At 67.6% G+C, this 16,715-nt stretch carries 19 protein-coding genes, 1 tRNA gene and 1 other RNA gene; 9 read left to right on the forward strand and 12 right to left on the reverse strand.

Annotated features, from left to right (window positions below; all coding sequences use genetic code 11):
• Positions 1-27 precede the first annotated feature (27 nt).
• Positions 28-225 carry a 50S ribosomal protein L32 gene (gene rpmF, locus ACE026_RS07880; protein ID WP_017357626.1) on the reverse strand — a complete coding sequence of 66 codons (198 nt, stop codon included), beginning with the start codon at positions 223-225 and terminating at the stop codon, positions 28-30.
• Between the two features lie 108 nt (positions 226-333).
• Positions 334-843, reverse strand: coding sequence for a YceD family protein (locus ACE026_RS07885; protein ID WP_121043054.1), 510 nt, complete (start codon positions 841-843; stop codon positions 334-336).
• Positions 844-957: 114 nt separating this feature from the next.
• On the opposite strand from ACE026_RS07885, the gene ACE026_RS07890 reads away from it, so the two are divergent.
• Entirely contained in the window at positions 958-1,530 is a 573-nt protein-coding gene (locus tag ACE026_RS07890; RefSeq protein ID WP_486038611.1) for a Maf family protein, read from the forward strand.
• Between the two features lie 3 nt (positions 1,531-1,533).
• Here the strand turns inward: ACE026_RS07890 and ACE026_RS07895 are convergent, their stop codons facing one another.
• Positions 1,534-3,375, reverse strand: coding sequence for a glycosyltransferase family 39 protein (locus ACE026_RS07895; protein ID WP_486038612.1), 1,842 nt, complete (start codon positions 3,373-3,375; stop codon positions 1,534-1,536).
• A 40-nt stretch (positions 3,376-3,415) separates the two neighbouring features.
• On the opposite strand from ACE026_RS07895, the gene ACE026_RS07900 reads away from it, so the two are divergent.
• From ACE026_RS07900 to ACE026_RS07915, 4 genes are read left to right on the forward strand one after another with little or no spacing between them, the layout of a single operon-like run.
• Positions 3,416-4,369: an AAA family ATPase gene (locus ACE026_RS07900; protein WP_486038613.1), complete on the forward strand. Its 954-nt coding sequence runs from the start codon at positions 3,416-3,418 to the stop codon at positions 4,367-4,369.
• Position 4,370: 1 nt separating this feature from the next.
• Entirely contained in the window at positions 4,371-5,327 is a 957-nt protein-coding gene (locus ACE026_RS07905; RefSeq protein ID WP_486038614.1) for a DUF58 domain-containing protein, read from the forward strand.
• Entirely contained in the window at positions 5,320-7,272 is a 1,953-nt protein-coding gene (locus tag ACE026_RS07910) for a transglutaminase TgpA family protein (protein ID WP_486038615.1), read from the forward strand. Before ACE026_RS07905 ends, ACE026_RS07910 begins: the two co-directional genes overlap by 8 nt.
• Positions 7,269-7,793: a Slp family lipoprotein gene (locus tag ACE026_RS07915; RefSeq protein ID WP_019185338.1), complete on the forward strand. Its 525-nt coding sequence runs from the start codon at positions 7,269-7,271 to the stop codon at positions 7,791-7,793. Before ACE026_RS07910 ends, ACE026_RS07915 begins: the two co-directional genes overlap by 4 nt.
• 56 nt (positions 7,794-7,849) lie before the next feature.
• On the opposite strand, the gene ACE026_RS07920 is transcribed toward ACE026_RS07915, so the two are convergent.
• The 4 genes from ACE026_RS07920 to dnaX all read right to left on the reverse strand — a co-directional run bounded on the left by ACE026_RS07920 (position 7,850) and on the right by dnaX (position 11,329).
• Positions 7,850-8,209, reverse strand: coding sequence for a histidine triad nucleotide-binding protein (locus ACE026_RS07920; protein WP_486038616.1), 360 nt, complete (start codon positions 8,207-8,209; stop codon positions 7,850-7,852).
• A gap of 81 nt (positions 8,210-8,290) precedes the next feature.
• Complete coding sequence (gene recR, locus ACE026_RS07925; RefSeq protein ID WP_259261179.1) at positions 8,291-8,890, reverse strand: recombination mediator RecR; 600 nt, start codon at positions 8,888-8,890, stop codon at positions 8,291-8,293.
• Positions 8,891-8,989: 99 nt separating this feature from the next.
• Complete coding sequence (locus tag ACE026_RS07930) at positions 8,990-9,310, reverse strand: YbaB/EbfC family nucleoid-associated protein (RefSeq protein WP_019185335.1); 321 nt, start codon at positions 9,308-9,310, stop codon at positions 8,990-8,992.
• 6 nt (positions 9,311-9,316) lie between these two features.
• Entirely contained in the window at positions 9,317-11,329 is a 2,013-nt protein-coding gene (dnaX, locus tag ACE026_RS07935; RefSeq protein ID WP_486038617.1) for a DNA polymerase III subunit gamma/tau, read from the reverse strand.
• A gap of 136 nt (positions 11,330-11,465) precedes the next feature.
• On the opposite strand from dnaX, the gene ACE026_RS07940 reads away from it, so the two are divergent.
• A tRNA-Ser gene (locus tag ACE026_RS07940) sits at positions 11,466-11,558 on the forward strand.
• Between the two features lie 315 nt (positions 11,559-11,873).
• Complete coding sequence (locus ACE026_RS07945; protein ID WP_486038618.1) at positions 11,874-12,326, forward strand: GNAT family N-acetyltransferase; 453 nt, start codon at positions 11,874-11,876, stop codon at positions 12,324-12,326.
• A 90-nt stretch (positions 12,327-12,416) separates the two neighbouring features.
• On the opposite strand, the gene ACE026_RS07950 is transcribed toward ACE026_RS07945, so the two are convergent.
• Positions 12,417-12,734 carry a DMT family transporter gene (locus ACE026_RS07950; protein ID WP_123728503.1) on the reverse strand — a complete coding sequence of 106 codons (318 nt, stop codon included), beginning with the start codon at positions 12,732-12,734 and terminating at the stop codon, positions 12,417-12,419.
• A 278-nt stretch (positions 12,735-13,012) separates the two neighbouring features.
• Between ACE026_RS07950 and ffs the strand changes: the two genes are divergently transcribed.
• An RNA gene (gene ffs, locus ACE026_RS07955) (signal recognition particle sRNA small type) lies at positions 13,013-13,109 on the forward strand.
• A 45-nt stretch (positions 13,110-13,154) separates the two neighbouring features.
• Here the strand turns inward: ffs and ACE026_RS07960 are convergent.
• From ACE026_RS07960 to ACE026_RS07970, 3 genes are read right to left on the reverse strand one after another with little or no spacing between them, the layout of a single operon-like run.
• Positions 13,155-13,523: a nuclear transport factor 2 family protein gene (locus tag ACE026_RS07960; protein WP_486038619.1), complete on the reverse strand. Its 369-nt coding sequence runs from the start codon at positions 13,521-13,523 to the stop codon at positions 13,155-13,157.
• 2 nt (positions 13,524-13,525) lie between these two features.
• Positions 13,526-14,293 (reverse strand): MBL fold metallo-hydrolase, encoded by a 768-nt coding sequence (locus ACE026_RS07965; RefSeq protein WP_486038620.1) that lies wholly within the window; start codon positions 14,291-14,293, stop codon positions 13,526-13,528.
• The gene (locus ACE026_RS07970; protein WP_486038621.1) at positions 14,293-15,042 is read right to left on the reverse strand and encodes a 3-deoxy-D-manno-octulosonic acid kinase; all 750 of its coding nucleotides are present in this window, start codon (positions 15,040-15,042) and stop codon (positions 14,293-14,295) included. The genes ACE026_RS07965 and ACE026_RS07970 overlap by 1 nt, the downstream gene beginning before the upstream one ends.
• 21 nt (positions 15,043-15,063) lie before the next feature.
• On the opposite strand from ACE026_RS07970, the gene ACE026_RS07975 reads away from it, so the two are divergent.
• Positions 15,064-16,119, forward strand: coding sequence for a glycosyltransferase family 9 protein (locus ACE026_RS07975; RefSeq protein ID WP_486038622.1), 1,056 nt, complete (start codon positions 15,064-15,066; stop codon positions 16,117-16,119).
• On the opposite strand, the gene ACE026_RS07980 is transcribed toward ACE026_RS07975, so the two are convergent.
• Positions 16,098-16,505, reverse strand: a complete 408-nt coding sequence (locus ACE026_RS07980; protein ID WP_486038623.1) for a DUF6165 family protein — start codon at positions 16,503-16,505, stop codon at positions 16,098-16,100. The two genes, ACE026_RS07975 and ACE026_RS07980, sit on opposite strands and share 22 nt — an antisense overlap.
• Between the last annotated feature and the right edge of the window lie 210 nt (positions 16,506-16,715).

Below are 16,715 nucleotides of genomic sequence, written 5' to 3' on the forward strand. Positions count from 1 at the left end.
GCCCGACCGGGCACCGCCCTTCACAAATCAATCTTCTTCGACGGCCGAGTTCGACTTGGTCGTGATCACCTTCTTGCCGCGGTAGAAACCGTCAGCGGTGATGTGGTGACGCAGATGCACTTCACCGGTGGTCGGATCGGTGGACAGCTGCTTGGCGCTCAGGGCGTCATGCGCACGGCGCATACCGCGGCGGGACGGGGTGACACGGGATTTCTGCACAGCCATGGGATTGCTCCAAACTCGGTTCGTTTTGCTTCGTCGTATCGTCGCGCAGGACGCCAGCGCCCAGCACAGTTTTCGCTTTCGCCGCAGCCGCCGACGACAATCCGGCTGCTATTGTTTTTTCAGTGCCGCCAACGCCGCGAACGGATTGGCCTTGCTGATTTCTTCTTCGGTCGGTGCCCAGTCCTTGTCCACGGCCTCACCATCGGGAGACAGCGGCACGACGGGCACGGCCAGGACGAGTTCGTCCTCGACCAGTTCCAGCGGTCGCAGCATGCCGTCTTCCGGCACCAGCCACGGTTCCCAGCCTTCCGGCAACGAGGATTCTTCCTCTTCGCTGCGGATCAGACCGAGCCGCTGCACCATCGAAACCGGCAACAGGAAACGCTGCAGGCTGCGCTGACAGATCAGCGGCAGCGCGGTGTCGATGGACAGTTCAACATAGGATACCTGCAGGATGTCGTCGTGCGCGAATTCCAGTGCATAGGTGCACGTTCCTTCGGTATCGGCGACAAGGCCCTGGAGGCGGGTCAATTCCGCTAGATCCACCTGGCCGTCGAAGCACCTGCGTGCTGCGACCATCCGCCAAGCATCCAGCATTTCGGGCACGTTTGCGGACATAAGCCGCTGAATGTTAAGGATCGTCCGGGCTGCTGTCAAATGCCTGCGCAGTCAGGTTGCCGATCCCCGCCCCGAGGGGCCAGACTGCCGCCCTTCCGTGCCCGGTATTGTCGCATGACCCCGCTGCTGCTTGCCTCTACTTCCCGCTACCGCCGTGAACTGCTGGAGCGGCTCGGCCTGCCCCTGCAAACGGCCCGCCCCGAGGTGGATGAGACCCCCGCCCCCGGTGAGGCCCCACGGGCCGTGGCCGTGCGGCTGGCGCGGGCCAAGGCCGAGGCGGTTGCCCGCCTGCACCCGGGCCAATGGGTGATCGGCTCGGACCAGGTGGCGGAACTGAACGGGGCCCCGCTGGGCAAGCCGGGCACGGTCGAGGGCGCCCATGCCCAGCTGGCGGCGATGTCCGGGCAGGTGGTCGACTTCCACACGGCGGTGAGCCTGGTGCGCGACGGCGAGGCCCTGGCGACCTGTGATCTGACCCGGGTCCACTTCCGGGCGCTGGATACCGCCGAGATCGCCCGCTACGTGGCGGCCGAGCAGCCGCTGGACTGCGCCGGCAGCTTCAAGTGCGAAGGCCTGGGCATCACCTTGTTCGAGGCGATCGAGAACCGCGACCCGACCGCGCTGATCGGGCTGCCCCTGATCGCGCTGAGCCAGCTGCTGCGCCAGGCTGGCTACACCCTGCCCTGAGCCTCAGCGCGCGGGCACCACGAAGGCCTGCTCCTGCCACTGCTCCACGCTGCCGTCCTTGCCGTGCAGCGTCATGCCGAGCCAATGACGGCCGGGCGCGAGGTGGTCGGTCTTCAGCGTGGCATCGAAGGCCACGTTGGGGTGCTGCGGATCGGTGGAGATCTTCCACGCGCCGGTGATGTCGTAGGGCCGACCGTAGACCGCATCGCCCACCGGCTTGCCATCGATCAGCAGCTCGACACGCTCGATGCCCACGCCATCCTTGAAGGCCCAGCCACGCACCTGGAGGGGGTTCCCCGCCGCGGCGCCGGGCTGCGGCGTATCCAGCCAGGCCATCGCCGGCGTGACGCACGGCGCCTCGACCCGCTCGGCCGGCAGCTTGAACAGCAGGAAGCGCTGGTAGCCATGATCGTTGCTGACCACACGCGGCGGCGGCAGCGGGCCCACCTGTTCGCAGACCGCGTGGTAGCGCGCCAGCAGATCGCGATAGCGCTGGTCGCTGGGCGAGAGCACCAACAGCATCGGCGCGTCGCGCTGGCCATCGTGCAGCAGCCCCCACAGACCCAGCTGGGCGCTGCGGCCGTGCTTGTCGTTCAACGGGTGGCGCAGCACCTCGATCGAGGGATCGCGCAACTGGAAGCCCAGTTCCGCCCCCACCTTGAAGTTGCCGGCCAGCACGCGCGTGCCGGGCGGCATGCTTTTCAGCTCGTCGCGCACCGCGCCAGCCAACGGTTCCCAGCCGGCGAAGTTGCGCGGGTAATACTTGTAGCCGGCCAACTGCTCACGCACGCTCGGGATGGAGACCGTCAGGTAATAGCCGAAGGCCAGCGCCAGCCCGGCACCGGCCAGCCACCAGCCGGTACGGCGCAGCCAGCGCGGCCAGCCGTTGAGTACCACCGGCACCGCGATCAGCAGCGCCAGATAGCCCGGCAGCGGCCAGTGGAAACTGATGCGCTCCACATCGGTGAAGAAGCCCAGGCCGAAGATGGACAGCGTCGACACCGCGCCGATCAGGCCGAAGTAACGCCATTGCGCGCGTGCGCCACCACCGGAGCGGGTGCCCGCCAGGGCCACCTTCCACATCGCGATGCACAGGATCGGGGTGACCAGCATCGGCTGGATCACCAGGAACCACAGCCCGCTCCATTCAAACGCCCACGGGTGGCGCTCGACCACCTGGAACTTCAGGCCCGCATCATGGTTGTCGGCGTTCCACGACAGCAGCGGCAGCCACGCCAGCACACCCACCGCCAAGGCCACCCAGACACGCGGATCGCGCAGCATGCGCCGGCCCTGCGGCAACACCAGCAACGCGATGAAGCCGACCACGATCACGCCGATGAAGCGGTAATGGCTGAGCGCGCCGATGGCCAGGCCGGCGGCCAGCTTCACCGCCGCCGCGGCATCGACACTGCGCAGCAGACGCGCGCCTGCATCCAGGCACAGCACCGCGGCCAACGCCATCGGCACATCCGGGACGGCCAGCATGCCCAGCGTGGCCGACAGCGGCATCAACAACGTGAGGCTGCCCGCCTGCCAACCGGCCACCGCACCGAACCAGCGCGTGGCGATGCGTGAGACCAGCCATGGCAGCCACGCACCGATCGCCAGGAACGGCAGGCGCAGTGCGAGCACATGATTGCCGCCCACTTCCACGCCCAGGCGTGCCAGCCAAGCAGTCAGACCCGGCAGGTCCGAATAGGCCGCCGCCAGATGCTGGCCTTCCTGCCAGTAAAAAGCTTCGTCCACGAACAAGGGCAGACGTGCGGCCACCACCAGCTTGACGGCGGTGACCAGCGTCCACAACAACAGGAATATGGTGCGTGCGCGTTGTTCGCCCTGCATTGCTCTATAGAATCAGTGGAATCATCGAATCGAGACGGACATGGATCATTCGCCCCCCGTGCCAGCCATGCTAACCGATGTACTGCGACAGTCCCTTCGCGCCGCCCAGGATCAGGTCAACGGGCTGGTGCTGGGCAAGGCGCAGGAGGTGCGGCTGGCGTTCGTGGCGCTGCTCTCCGGCGGCCATCTGCTGATCGAGGACCTGCCCGGGCTGGGCAAGACCACCCTCGCCCATGCCATGGCCTCCAGCCTCGGGCTGGGCTTCCAGCGGGTGCAGTTCACCTCCGACCTGTTGCCGGCCGATGTGCTTGGTGTCTCGGTGTATGACGCCGGCAGCCGCCATTTCCAGTTCCACCCGGGCCCGGTCTTCACGCATGTGTTGCTGGCCGACGAGATCAACCGCGCGCCGCCGCGTACCCAGAGTGCGCTGCTGGAAGCGATGGCCGAGCAGCAGGTCACCCTGGATGGCGTGACCCATCCACTGCCGGATCCGTTCTTCGTCATCGCCACCCAGAACCCGGTCGACCTCTCCGGTACGTTCCCGTTGCCGGACTCGCAGCTGGATCGCTTCCTGCTGCGGTTGGCACTGGGCTACCCCAATCCGGAATCGGAACGCGAGCTGCTGCGCGGCACCGATCGCCGCCATCTGATCGCGCAGGCCACCGCGCGCCTGAGTGAAGTGGACGTACGCACGCTGCGGGAGGCGGTTGGTCAGGTGCATGCCAGCGAAGCGTTGATTACGTATGTGCAGGCCCTGCTCGCCCGCAGCCGCCAGCACGCGGGGGTGCGCGTGGGCCTGTCGCCGCGTGCCGGGCTGGCATTGCTGCGCGCCGCCAAGGCACATGCGCTGCTGCTCGGCCGCGCGCATGTGGTGCCCGAAGACGTGCAGACCCTGTTCGGGGCAGTGGCCGGGCATCGCCTGGTGCCCGAGGCCGAAGCCGGCAACGGGCCGGCACTGGCCCGCGCCATCCTCCAGACCGTGCAGGTCGACTGAGATGCGCCACGGCTGGGGAGCCCGCTGGCAGCAACTGCAACATCTGGCGCGACCGCGCCGCCCCGAGCACCTGCCGTGCCGGTTCGACCGGCGCCGCATCTATGTGCTGCCGACGCGGTTCGGGCTGTTCGTCGCCGTGCTGCTGTCGGCGATGCTGCTCGGCGCACTGAACTACAACAACAATCCTGCCCTGCTGCTGGCCTTGTTGCTGGCGACGGTCAGCATCGCCAGTGCGATCAGCGCGCACCTGCAGCTGTCTGGATTGCAGGTGGATGCGGTCTCCGCCGAGCCGGTCACCGCGGGCGCGCCGTTGCGGCTGCGCATCAGCCTGTCGCGCGCCGATACCCGCGCCCGGCGCGGCCTGCAGGTGGAGCACGAGGGCGTGGCCGCGTTCGGGCACCTGATCGACAGCGACCAGATCGAAGTGGATCTCGAGCTGCCCACGCACCGGCGCGGCTGGTTCGACCTGGCCCGCATCCGCATCGCCACCACGCAACCGCTCGGTCTGGTGCGCGCGTGGTCGTGGGTCTGGCCGGGAACGCCGTTGCTGGTCTATGCCGCACCGGAAACGCACGCCCCCCCCCTGCCGGAAAGCGGCGGCGACCCACTGCATACCCGCGTGCACGCCAGTGGCGACGAGCTGCATCAGCTGCGCCCGTATCGCGCTGGCGACCCGATGCGCAGCATCGCGTGGAAACACTCCGCGCGACGCGACACCCTGCTGGTGCGCGAGTACGAAAAGCCGGTCGGGGTGGAGATCGTGCTGGACTGGTGGCACCTGGCACCGCTGGGCACCGAAGCACGGATCGCACGCATGGCGCGCTGGATCGACCTGGCCGAACGCGAAGGCCGCCGCTACACGCTCAAGCTGCCGGGCCAACCGGTGCTCGGGCCCGGCAACGGCAGTGCCCATCACCACCTGTGCCAGCGCGCACTGGCGCTGTTGCCCCATGACTGACCGGCCCGTGTCCCTGCTCAGTCCCGGCGCGCGCTACTGGACGCTGGCCAGCGCGGCGTTGGGCCTGTTGCCGCTGCTGCTGCAGCTGCCCACCGTACTGGCCGCCGTCATCGCCGGTGTCGCACTCCTGACCGCACTGGCCTCGCGGCAGCGGCTGCTGCCGGGCGCCCTGCGCCTGTTGCTGGTGCTCGCCATGCTGGCCGCCATTTACTGGCAGATGGGTCCACGGCCTGGCCGCGATACCGGCTGCGCGCTGCTGGCAGCAATGCTCGCGCTGAAATCCAGCGAGCTGCGCAGCCTGCGCGATGCCCGCAGCCTGGTCGGCTTCGGGCTGTTCGGCCCGTTCGCGGCGTTCCTGCTCGACCAAGGCCCGTTGACGATGACGCTGGCCGTGCTGGCCGGCCTGGCCGCACTGCTCGCCCTGCAACGCCTGGCACACCTGGAGGGACAGGCACCGCCAGCGCCCCTCAAACGCCAATTGCGCGGCATCGGCCGGCTGGTCCTGCTCGGCCTGCCGCTGGCCTTGGCCGGATTCTGGCTGTTCCCGCGGTTGAGCGAACCACTCTGGGGCATCCCGGATCGCGCAGTGGGCAAGCCCGGCCTGTCCGACACGATGGAGCCTGGGGAGTGGCTGGACCTGATGGCCGATGACACCCCGGCGCTTCGCGTGCAGTTCTTCGGCGCGATCCCGGCGCCGCAGGAACGTTACTGGCGCGGGCCGGTACTGACCCATTTCGATGGCAAGCGCTGGGAGCAGGACCGGCGGCAGATCGAGCGTGCGCCGGCCGCCGTGACCCACGCCAGCACGCAGTGGGACTACCAGATCGATTACGAGCCGACCGATCGCCGCCAGTTGGTTGCGCTGGATCTTCCGCTGCAGGCACCGCCCGGCAGCGACCTGGATGCCAACCACAGCCTGCGCAGCCACGCGGCGTTGAACGCGCTGACCCGTTGGCGGCTGACCTCCGCACCGGCGGTGGCCTATACCGAAGCGCTGACGCCTTACGAGCGGCGCCTTGCGCTGCAGTTGCCCGACGGCTTGAATCCGCGCACGGCAGCGCTGGCCCGGCAGTGGCGACAGGACGCCGGCAGCAACGATGCCGCGATCGTGCAGCGCGCGCTCGACTGGGTGCGCGCGCGTTTCGTCTACACCCTGGACACGCCCGAGCCCGGTCGCGATGGCGCGGACGAATTCCTGTTCGATCAGCAGGCCGGCTTCTGCCAGCACTTCAGCTCCTCGTTCGTCGTATTGATGCGCAATGCAGGCATCCCGGCGCGGGTGGTGACCGGCTTCGCGGGCGGCATCCGCAACCCGTATGGCGACTACTGGGTGCTGCGCCGGATGGACGCACATGCCTGGGCCGAAGTGTGGCTGCCGGGGCGCGGCTGGGTGCGGGTCGATCCGACCGCCGCCGTTGCGCCGGAGCGCGTTTACGACACGCTTGAGGACCGGTTGGGGGCCGGCGCTGCCGGCGCCACGCTGGACAGCCGATGGCTGCAGATCGGGCAGATGGGCGACTGGCTGCGCCGGGGCTGGAACGACCTGGTCCTGTCCTTCGATGCCAACCGTCAGCAGCAGCTTCTTGAACCGTTTGGTTTCGAGCGGCTGGATCCGAGCCAGCTGGTGGGAATTTTCATCGTCTTCGCACTGGCCGCGCTAGGCTGGATGGCATGGCTGCTGGCCCGCGGCGAACGCGAGCGCGACCCGCTGCTGCGGGCGTGGCACCGTCTGGGACGCCGGTACGCGCGCTATGGACTGTCCCGCGCCAGCGCCGAACCGGCTGGCGAGTGGGCACGCCGGGTAGACCGGCAGCGACCCGATCCTGCGCTGCTGTCGCTCAGCGCGCGTTTCGTCCAGGCGCGCTACGCTGGCGCTGACGTCGACCTCACTTCATTATTGCGCGACCTGCGCAGGCATCGCCCGACCTCCGGAGCATCCCCATGAAGATTCAAATCCTGCTTCCCCTTGCTGCTTCTCTGGCACTGGCTGCCTGCGCCACCGCGCCCAAGCCGTTGCAGGGGCAGTTCAGTATGGTCAGCCCGCGCGACGCGGTTCCCACCCAGCAGGTGGGCACCCCGGTACGTTGGGGTGGCCGCATCATCGAAACCAATCCGGGCCAGGGCCAGACCTGCTTCCAGATGATTTCGCGCCCGCTCAACGGCAGTGGCCGCCCGAGCACCACCTCGGCCGACGCCAGTGACGGCCGCTTCATCGCCTGCCGTGCCGGCTTCTACGATCCGGCGGTGTTCGAGCCGGGCCGCGATGTGACCTTCATCGGCAAGATCGGCGGTTACGAGAACACCCGGATCGGCGAGTACGACTATCGCCTGCCGAAGCTGGACGCCGATGTCATCTACCTGTGGCCGGAACAGCGCCAGGTGGATGTGGTGCCCGCCTACCCCTACGGCCCGTGGGGCCCGGGCTGGGGTCCGGGTTGGGGCTACCGCGGCTGGGGCTGGTGGTAACACGCTGACGCAGAAACGCCGCCCTCGGGCGGCGTTTTTGCTTGCGCCTGGCCGGCTCAGCCGTTCGGCGTACCGAAATGACCCAACTGCGCGCCGGCCAGCAGGTGCAGGTGGATATGGAACACCGTCTGCCCGGCGTGCTCACGGCAGTTCATGACGATGCGGTAGCCGTCCTGTGCGAAGCCTTCGCGGCGCGCGTAGTCCGCGGCGGCCATCGCCAGCTTGCCGATCAGGTGTGCTTGGTCCGGGCGCACGTCATCCAAGGTCGGGATCGCCTCGTGCTTGGGAATGAACAACACGTGCACCGGCGCCTGCGGGGCGATGTCCTTGAAGCCGAGCACGTCCTCGTCTTCGTAGACGATGGTGGCCGGAATTTCGCGGCGGATGATCTTGCCGAACAGGGTGTCGTGGCTCATGAGGGCACCTCGTGGAACAGGGCCTTGGAGAGTAGCGCGGATGCGCCCCCGGTTTCGATCATTGCCGCGCCGTGCGCCGCGTCATTCCTGCACTTCGGTACGCGTGCCGAAGGCGTGCGACAGCGTGCCGCGATCCACGTATTCCAGTTCGCCACCCAGCGGCAGACCCTGCGCGAGGCGGCTGGGCCGCACCTTGTAGCTGCGCGCCATCTGCGCCAGGTAGTGCGCGGTCGCTTCGCCTTCCACGGTGGCACTGGTGGCGATGATCAACTCGTTGACTTCGCCCTGCTTCAGGCGCGCCTCCAGCTGATCCAGGCCCAGCTCGCGCGGGCCGATGCCATCCAGCGGCGACAGCCGCCCCTGCAGTACGAAGTACACCCCGCGGAAGCCGGTGGCCGTTTCGATCGCCAGGCGATCGGCCGGTGATTCCACCGCGCACAGCTGCTGGCGCTCGCGGCTGCCGTTAGCACAGACCGCGCAGATCTCGGTCTCGCTGAAATCCCGGCATTGCTCGCAATGCCCGATCCGCTCGATCGCCTTGGCCAGCACCTCGGCCAGTTTCTGGCCACCCTCGCGCTCGCGCTCCAGCACGTGGTACGCCATGCGCTGGGCGGTCTTCTGGCCCACGCCCGGCAACACGCGGAAGGCCTCGATCAATTGTTCGAGCAGGGGCAGGCTCATGGCGGATTGCTCATCTCAGAAACAAGCGCGCGAAGCCCGAAGGCTTCGCGGCGCGGTCACCACGGTCGCGCCAGGCACGGGCCCGGCGCAGGCCGTGGGTCAGAACGGCAGCTTCATGCCCGGCGGCAGCTGCATGCCGGCGGTCGCCGAACCCATGCGGTTCTTCGACTCGGCGTCGATCTTGTTGGAGGCATCGTTGAACGCGGCGGCCACCAGATCTTCGGTCATTTCCGCATCGGACAGCACCGACGGATCGATGCGCACCTTGCGGCATTCCTTGGTGCCGGTCAGGGTCACGCTGACCATGCCGCCGCCGGCGCTGCCGGTCACTTCCAGCTTGGCGAGGTCTTCCTGGGCCTTCTGCAGGTTTTCCTGCATCTTCTGGGCCTGCTGCATCAGTTGGGCGATATTGCCGCGCATGGGTCTTTACTCTTCAAAAGGACGAATGGAATCGGCGACGACCCGGGCACCGTGTTGCTGGACCAGCAACTGCACCGAAGGATCGGCCATGAAAGCGGCTTCCGCCGCCGTTTGGCGTTCGCCACGCTGGCGGTCAGCGCGCTGATGCAGGGTCTCGGCACCGGCTGCACCGGTGTCGATCACCAGGCGCGGGGCCTGCCCCAAGGGGCCGGTCAACGCCGCGATCAGCGCCGCCTGCGAGCGGTCCGAACTCAAGTATTCAAATCCGGGCGAAATCGCCAGTTTCAAGACGCCGTGCTGGTAGCTGATGAACGCCGAGTGCGCGGCCAGCTGCTTGGACGGGCCATTGAGCTGGCTGCCAGCCACCAGTTCCAGCCAGGCATCGGCGGTCAGGTCACCTGTCTCGCCTGCGGGCGCAGCGTTCGTTTCCGATGGTGCGATGGCGATGCCCTGCGGGCGGGCTACCGGAGCGGGCGCTTGCGAGGCAGGTGCGGGGGCAGCAGGTGCCACGGTCCGCTCGGGCGGCGCTTCCCACGGCGCGACCATGGCCGCATCCGGGGTGGCCATTTCGGCCGCCAGCGCTTCGTCGCGATCGGCCGCATCGCTCTCGTGGTGCCACGGCGGCAGATCGTCGTCGGCAGCGGGCGCTGCGACGGCGGGCTTGGCCGGTTTCACCGGCTCGGCGGCTGCCGGGGCCGGCGCCGGGGCGGATTTTTTCGGTGCCGGCGGTGCGGGCTCAGGCGCTGTGGAGACCGTAGCAACCACGGGCGCCACGGAGGCCGGCTGAGCGACGGGGGCGCTGGCCTTGGCCGGCGCAACGGCCGAAGCAGCAGCCGCGGTCGCTGCCGCAGCGGCCATGCCGGTGCCTTGGCCGCTGGCCTGGCCACTACTGTTCACGTCGGTCCCGGTGCCCGGATCGCGGGGCACCGGCGGTACGGCGGCGGCCGGACGGAACGCCAGCATGCGCAGCACGGCCATCTCGAACCCGGCGCGCGGGCTCGGGGCCAGGTGCAGGTCACGACGGCCGCCCAGAGCCATCTGATACCAGAGCTGCACCACTTCCGGGCGCAGGCGCTGGGCGAAGGCCTCGGCATCGATCCCCTCGCCTGCCGTCGCGGCGCCCGGCACCAGCTGCTGCACCTGAATCCGGTGCAGGGCTTCGGCCAGGGCATCGAGCACCCCGCTCCAGTCCGGCGAGAACTCGGCCAGCAGGGCCACGGTCTGCAGCAGGCGCGGACCATCGCCATCGGCGAGCGCATCCAGCATCGCCGCGACCTGGGTGCGGTCGACCGTACCCAGCATCGCGCGCACCACATCCTCGCGCAGCGCACCGCCGGCATAGGCGATTGCCTGATCCAGCAGCGACAGGCCGTCACGCAGGCTGCCATCGGCGGCCTTGGCCAACTGCACGATCGCGGTCGGGTCGGACTCGATTTCCTCGGCCGCCAGGATCTTGGTCATCTGGCCCTGGATCTGGTCCTCGTCCAACCGCTTCAGGTTGAACTGCAGGCAGCGCGAGAGCACCGTCACCGGCAGCTTCTGCGGATCGGTGGTGGCCAGCAGGAACTTCACATGCTCCGGCGGCTCTTCCAGCGTCTTGAGCAGCGCATTGAACGCCGCCTTGGACAGCATGTGCACTTCGTCGATCAGATAGACCTTGTACTTGCCCCGGGAGGGCATGTACTGGGCGTTCTCGATCACCTCACGGACATCATCCACACCGGTATTGGACGCGGCATCGATCTCGAGCAGATCGATGTAGCGGCCGGAGTCGATATCCAGGCAGGCCGGGCACTGACCGCATGGATCGGCGCTGGTGCCCTGCTCGCAGTTCAGCGACTTGGCGAAAATACGGGCAATGGTGGTCTTGCCGACCCCACGGGTGCCGGTAAACAGGAACGCATGGTGCACCCGGCCGCTGTCCAGCGCATTGCTGAGCGCACGGACCACGTGTTCCTGGCCCACCAGCTCGGCAAAACGCTTCGGACGCCACTTGCGGGCAAGGACGAGATAGGACATCAGGCCACCGTCTTCATCGGGACGACCATTGTGCCACGCCTGTCCAGCCCCCCTGCCCTTCGTGACGAACCGCTTGTGCGAATCCAATTCCCCCGCTAGAATCTGCGCCCCTGCAGCGGGTTATCGCAGCAGGTCCGGAGAGGTGTCCGAGCGGTTGAAGGAGCACGCCTGGAAAGTGTGTAAGCGTCTAAACCGCGCTTCGGGGGTTCGAATCCCCCTCTCTCCGCCACACAAATAAAAAGGCCGCCCTCAGGGGCGGCCTTTTTATTTGTGCGACGGACAGCATGGGGGACGAGAACCCCAATGGGTTCGACGGATTCGCCAGGAGCGAATCCGGACAGCCGAACGGCTGGCCCTGGAGCGCGTCAGCGCGGAAGGGCTGGGTGCATGGATGCACCCAGCAATCCCAATGAAGCGGCCAGTCTGCATCCGAAGCCTCTGCGCCGCCAACGCTTGCGCCACGCAAACCGTCACCACCGCTAACGGTAGAGCCGACCGCTGGTCGGCTGCTCTTCTCGCAGCCAACCCATGCCAAAGTCCCCCCATGCCCACCCTGCGCCCCTACACCCCAACAGACGCCCCCGCCTGCCTGGCACTGTTCGACACCAACGTGCCGCGTTACTTCGCCCCACACGAACGCCACGACTTCGCCACTTACCTGCTCCACCCACACCGCGCCCACGACTATCTGGTTATCGAACACAACGGCCACCTTGTCGCCTGCGGCGGCCTGGCCCTCGACAACAAACACACCGCGGCCTTCTGCTGGGGCATGGTCGACCGCACCCGGCATCGCCAAGGCCTGGGCAGGCAGCTCTCGCACGCACGACTGGCTCACGCAAAAATGCTCGGCGCCCAGCAGGTAACGCTCAGCACCAGCCAGCACACGCAGGATTTCTACGTCGGGCTCGGCTTCGTCGTCACCCACATCACCTCCGATGGGCACGGCCCCGGACTGGATGCGGTGGAGATGGTGCTCGAACTGGGGCCGCGTTGAGCGGCGCCAGTGATCGGAGTGCGTCAGGGTTACGTCAGCCACGCATGGCGTGGCCCTACCCCCGAGCGCACAGCGTGCGTTTTGAACGCCTCAGCTGCTGCTCAACTTCATCAACACCAGCCCACTCACGATCAATACCGCCGCGGCAATCCGCATCGCGCTGACCTGCTCGCCGAGGAAGGTAATGCCGATCACGAATGCGCCGACCGCGCCGATGCCGGTCCAGATCGTGTACGCGGTGCCCAGCGGCAACGTGCGCATCGCCAGTGACAGCAGCCAGAAGCTGGCGATCATGGTGACGAGAGTGATGATCGAGGGAGTGAGTTTGCTGAACCCCTCGGATTGCTTCATCGAGAACGCCCAGACAATTTCCAGTACACCGGCTGCCAACAGATAGATCCAGGCCATGCGGCCCTCCTTGATGGGGGCCAGGCCGTCCTGGTCAGTGGTTCCCGAAATGGGGGAGGCCGTTCCTCCTGTGCCGGGTATTTTACCGCCCCACCCGCGCAATAGCCGCTACTGACGGCATCGGGCTACACAGGATTCAGCCTCCGCGTCTGGCACTGCATGCCACGCATGCGCTAGAATGCGCGACTGCACTGCCGGACCTGTTCCTGCGGTGCACCTTCCGCCTGTGGCCGGCTGATCCTTGATCGCCCTGCAGCCGGAACGTCTCTATGGTGGCCCCGTCGGCCCCTCGCGACGCTAGGTCGAAAATCCCGCCAGGGCCGGAAGGCAGCAACGGTATCGATCGACGCGGGCGCCGAGGTCAGCCGGCGGGGCCGCCACCTTTTTGGGCTCCCCGTTTCCCTCTCCCGACGTGGCCGCTCAAGGCGCCGCGGGCGTGCCCTGATGGAACACCACCCGCCATGCCGCACCGCGCAGTCGCCACAGCGAGCTGCGCAGCACCTCACGCTGGCGCACGCCGTCGATCACATACCAACTGCGGTAGCGCACCTGCGCCAGCGTCGGGGCCAGCAGGTCGACCTCGTAATCGCTGGACACGATCTCCACCTGCGCGCGCTCGCGCGGAATCTCGGCCAGCGCAGCAGCACGGTCGAAACACGCGCCCGAACTGCCTATCTCACGGAAGTCGTCATCCAACAGCGCCGCCAACTGCCCGACATCACCGCGGACCGCTGGCCTATGCAACGCGCGTTCGAGCGCCTGCAGATGGGCGGCCAGCGCGTCGCCCATGCTCAGGGAGGATCCTGGGCCAGCACGTGCATCGCGGTCGGGGTGGCCAGCGCCACACGCTCACCGGGCAGGGCCACACGGTGGCCACGCTGGCGCAGCAACTCGCCGTCAGCCTCGCTGGCGTAGTGATACAGCATCATCCTCGCCTGCAGCTCAGGCGTGTACTCACGCTCCAGATCATCCACACCGGTGTGCGAGGGGTTGCCGTGCAGGCCGCAGTCGTGGGCGATCAGTTCGTTGTCGTCGGCGTAGCGCGCCAGCATTTCCGGAATCGGGCGGGTATCCCCGCTCCAGGTGACTGCGCCCTTCAGGCGCAGGCCATAGGCGGTTTCCGGCCAGTGATGGCGCACCGGGAAGACTTCCAGGCGCACGCCGTCATGCCAGAACGCATCGCCGACCACGATCAGCTGGAAGGCATCCCAGAAGTTCGCGCCACCCTCGGCCAGCACGTTCGGGTAATCGGCCACGCGCTTGTGCAGCAGCGGCACGACCGTCGCCGGCACGTAGAGCCGGATACGCCCACGACGCTGCGACGAGAAATACGCATCCACGAACAGTCGTTCGAAACCAGCGACATGGTCCAGGTGCACATGGGTGACGAACAGGGCCTGCGGCACATGCCCGTAGTGCGCCTGGAAGGCGGTCAGCCCTTCCCCGCCGCAATCGATGGTGAGCCACGGGCGGCCGTCGCGCTCGATCACCGCCATCGGCGAACCAAGCTGCACGGCCGACGCATTGCCGACCCCCACGAAACGCAGTGCCCAGTCCATCAGTAACCCCGGTTCCAGGCCAGATCGTAGGCGCGGCGCAGCCGTGCATAGTCCTTCTCGACATCTTCATGGCTGCGCTCACCGCGCAGCTTGATCAGCGAGCGCAGCAGCCGCTTGAGATTGCGTTCGCGCCAGCGGGTGGCGGGAATGCGCAGCACGCCGCGATCGAAATCGATCAGCCAGCCATGGCCGTTGGCGTCGAACAGAATGTTGTGGGCGTTGAGATCGGCATGGTCCAGCCCGGCGCGGTGGAAGCGCGCGATCAGCCGGCCCGTCTCTTCCCAGGGGGCGCCGCGCCCGGCGACCAGCGCGCGGTCGGCCAGCGAGCGCACGCCCTCCAGCCGCTCCATCAGGATCGCCGCTTTGTAGCGCAGGCCTTCGCGCATGTAGAACGCGGCAATCGGTCGCGGTACCGGCAGCTTCTGTGCGTGCAGGACGCGCATCAGCCGGAATTCGGCAAAACTGCGGGTGCGGTTGGCGCCCCGCCAGAGGTAGTGGTCCCGGCTGAGCTTGGCCGCCATGCCGCCGCGCAGGTACTGGCGCAGCACGGCATGACCGAAGGGCGCATCGACGAACCAGGCGCCGCCGCGGCCGCCATCGGCGACCGGTCGTGCCCGCTCGCCCCAGTGGGCCGGCGCGAACAGGCTCATCTCGGCTTGCCGCAAGGCTTCGCGGTCGAACAGAATGGCACCGATACCGCGTCCATCGCGGCAGGGCGTCAGCGCTTCAGTGGCGTCGAATGCGACCATTCCTTCGAGTCTAACAACACCATGGCACCAACGTCCTCTTCCTTGTGTCTTTTGCGTTTGTCCGCGCTGGGGGACGTGACCCATGTGGTGCCGCTGGTGCGCACCCTGCAGCAGGCCGATCCCGGCGTGTCGCTGCACTGGATCATCGACAAGGCCGGCCACAAGCTGCTTGACGGGCTGCCCGGCGTGACCTTCCACAGCTACGACAAGAAGACCGGCCTGGCCGGCATGCGCGCCCTGCGCGAGAGCCTCCCTGCCGGGCGCTTCGATGCGCTGCTGCAGATGCAGGTGGCCTTCCGCGCCAACGTGCTGTCTGCCTTCGTGCCGGCCAAGCGCCGTATCGGCTACGACAAATCGCGCTCCAAGGACCTTCACGGGCTGTTTATCAATGAACGCATCCCGGACCGCCCCGGCATCCACGTGCTCGATGCGATCGGCAGCTTCTGCGAGCCGCTGGGCCTGAAGCAGACGGAGGTCAGCTGGGACCTGGCCGTGCCGCCGGCGGCGTTCGAGTGGGCCAATGCCCAGTGGGCCGACGACGGCCGCCCGGTGCTGATGATCTCGCCCTGCTCCAGCCACGTGCGCCGCAACTGGTATGCCGACCGCTATGCGGCCGTGGCCAACCACGCCACCGCGCGCGGCTGGCGGGTGGTGCTGTGCGGTGGGCGCAGCGATCTGGAGCGCGGCATGGCCGATGCCATCCAGGCACAGCTCACGACTCCCGCACTGGATCTGGTCGGCAAGGACACCCTCAAGCAGCTGCCGGCCCTGTTGGCCCGCGCCGCGCTGGTGATGACGCCCGATTCGGGCCCGATGCATATCGCCAACGCGATGGGCGCCAAGGTGCTGGGCCTGCACGCGGCCAGCAACCCGCACCGCAGCGGCCCCTATTCCGACCGCCGCTACTGCGTGGATCGCTACGACGATGCCGCGCGCAAATTCCTGGGCAGGCCGGCCAGCGAACTGAAATGGGGCGCGAAGGTCGAATTCGACGACGTGATGCAGCTGATCACGGTCGAGGACGGCATTGCCGCCTTCGAGCGCCATGTCTCCGATTACGCGCCGCGCGGGGCGTAATCCTTGTACGACTTCTCTTCCACGTAGCGCGAGCCCAGCGCCAGGTTGATGTCCTTCTTGATGCGGGCGCGCTCATCGTTCTGCTGGTAGACGCTGCGGGCCAGCTCGACGAAATGGTCGTCGAAGGCCTGCGCCTTGTCCTGCAGGCGGATGTTGTCTTCGATGTCCCACAGGCGCTCGTTGACGGCCTTGAGCTCGGCACGCAGGCGGGCGATGTCCTTGACCCCGGCCGGGTGCGCCATCCAGGTCTTTTCCAGCTCGCTCAGCTCGGTGCGGATATTGGCCAGCTTGGCCTCGTCGCTGATGCGCTCGGATTTGATCTGCAGGATCGAGATCTTGTCGAGCAGTTCACCGAAGGACACGGGGACGAGGATTTCAGCGGTCATGGTGGGGCTCCGTTACGTGAGGTGGGCAGTTTAGCGGAGCGCATGTTGGGCGGGTGTCGGGCGTTGCCCGTCAGTGGGGTGGTCGAACCCGGAACGATGGTGGCCGCTTCATTGGGATTGCGGGGTGCATCCATGCACCCCGCCCTTCCGCGCTTGCGCGCTCCCGGGCCAGACGTTCGTCTGTCCGGATCTGCTCCTGCAGATCCGTCG

This window comes from Stenotrophomonas sp. AGC87 (genome assembly GCF_057333975.1).

Excerpts from the sequence above, each read along its gene's own strand:
- ACE026_RS07910 (WP_486038615.1), top strand. The coding sequence starts at position 5,320 with ATGACTGACCGGCCCGTGTCCCTGCTCAGTCCCGGCGCGCGCTACTGG.
- ACE026_RS07895 (WP_486038612.1), bottom strand. The coding sequence starts at position 3,375 with ATGCAGGGCGAACAACGCGCACGCACCATATTCCTGTTGTTGTGGACG.
- ACE026_RS07975 (WP_486038622.1), top strand. The coding sequence starts at position 15,064 with ATGGCACCAACGTCCTCTTCCTTGTGTCTTTTGCGTTTGTCCGCGCTG.
- ACE026_RS07950 (WP_123728503.1), bottom strand. The coding sequence starts at position 12,734 with ATGGCCTGGATCTATCTGTTGGCAGCCGGTGTACTGGAAATTGTCTGG.
- ACE026_RS07915 (WP_019185338.1), top strand. The coding sequence starts at position 7,269 with ATGAAGATTCAAATCCTGCTTCCCCTTGCTGCTTCTCTGGCACTGGCT.
- recR (WP_259261179.1), bottom strand. The coding sequence starts at position 8,890 with ATGAGCCTGCCCCTGCTCGAACAATTGATCGAGGCCTTCCGCGTGTTG.
- ACE026_RS07980 (WP_486038623.1), bottom strand. The coding sequence starts at position 16,505 with ATGACCGCTGAAATCCTCGTCCCCGTGTCCTTCGGTGAACTGCTCGAC.
- dnaX (WP_486038617.1), bottom strand. The coding sequence starts at position 11,329 with ATGTCCTATCTCGTCCTTGCCCGCAAGTGGCGTCCGAAGCGTTTTGCC.
- ACE026_RS07945 (WP_486038618.1), top strand. The coding sequence starts at position 11,874 with ATGCCCACCCTGCGCCCCTACACCCCAACAGACGCCCCCGCCTGCCTG.
- ACE026_RS07960 (WP_486038619.1), bottom strand. The coding sequence starts at position 13,523 with ATGGGCGACGCGCTGGCCGCCCATCTGCAGGCGCTCGAACGCGCGTTG.
- ACE026_RS07970 (WP_486038621.1), bottom strand. The coding sequence starts at position 15,042 with ATGGTCGCATTCGACGCCACTGAAGCGCTGACGCCCTGCCGCGATGGA.
- ACE026_RS07885 (WP_121043054.1), bottom strand. The coding sequence starts at position 843 with ATGTCCGCAAACGTGCCCGAAATGCTGGATGCTTGGCGGATGGTCGCA.
- ACE026_RS07965 (WP_486038620.1), bottom strand. The coding sequence starts at position 14,293 with ATGGACTGGGCACTGCGTTTCGTGGGGGTCGGCAATGCGTCGGCCGTG.
- ACE026_RS07900 (WP_486038613.1), top strand. The coding sequence starts at position 3,416 with ATGGATCATTCGCCCCCCGTGCCAGCCATGCTAACCGATGTACTGCGA.
- ACE026_RS07890 (WP_486038611.1), top strand. The coding sequence starts at position 958 with ATGACCCCGCTGCTGCTTGCCTCTACTTCCCGCTACCGCCGTGAACTG.
- ACE026_RS07905 (WP_486038614.1), top strand. The coding sequence starts at position 4,371 with ATGCGCCACGGCTGGGGAGCCCGCTGGCAGCAACTGCAACATCTGGCG.
- ACE026_RS07930 (WP_019185335.1), bottom strand. The coding sequence starts at position 9,310 with ATGCGCGGCAATATCGCCCAACTGATGCAGCAGGCCCAGAAGATGCAG.
- ACE026_RS07920 (WP_486038616.1), bottom strand. The coding sequence starts at position 8,209 with ATGAGCCACGACACCCTGTTCGGCAAGATCATCCGCCGCGAAATTCCG.
- rpmF (WP_017357626.1), bottom strand. The coding sequence starts at position 225 with ATGGCTGTGCAGAAATCCCGTGTCACCCCGTCCCGCCGCGGTATGCGC.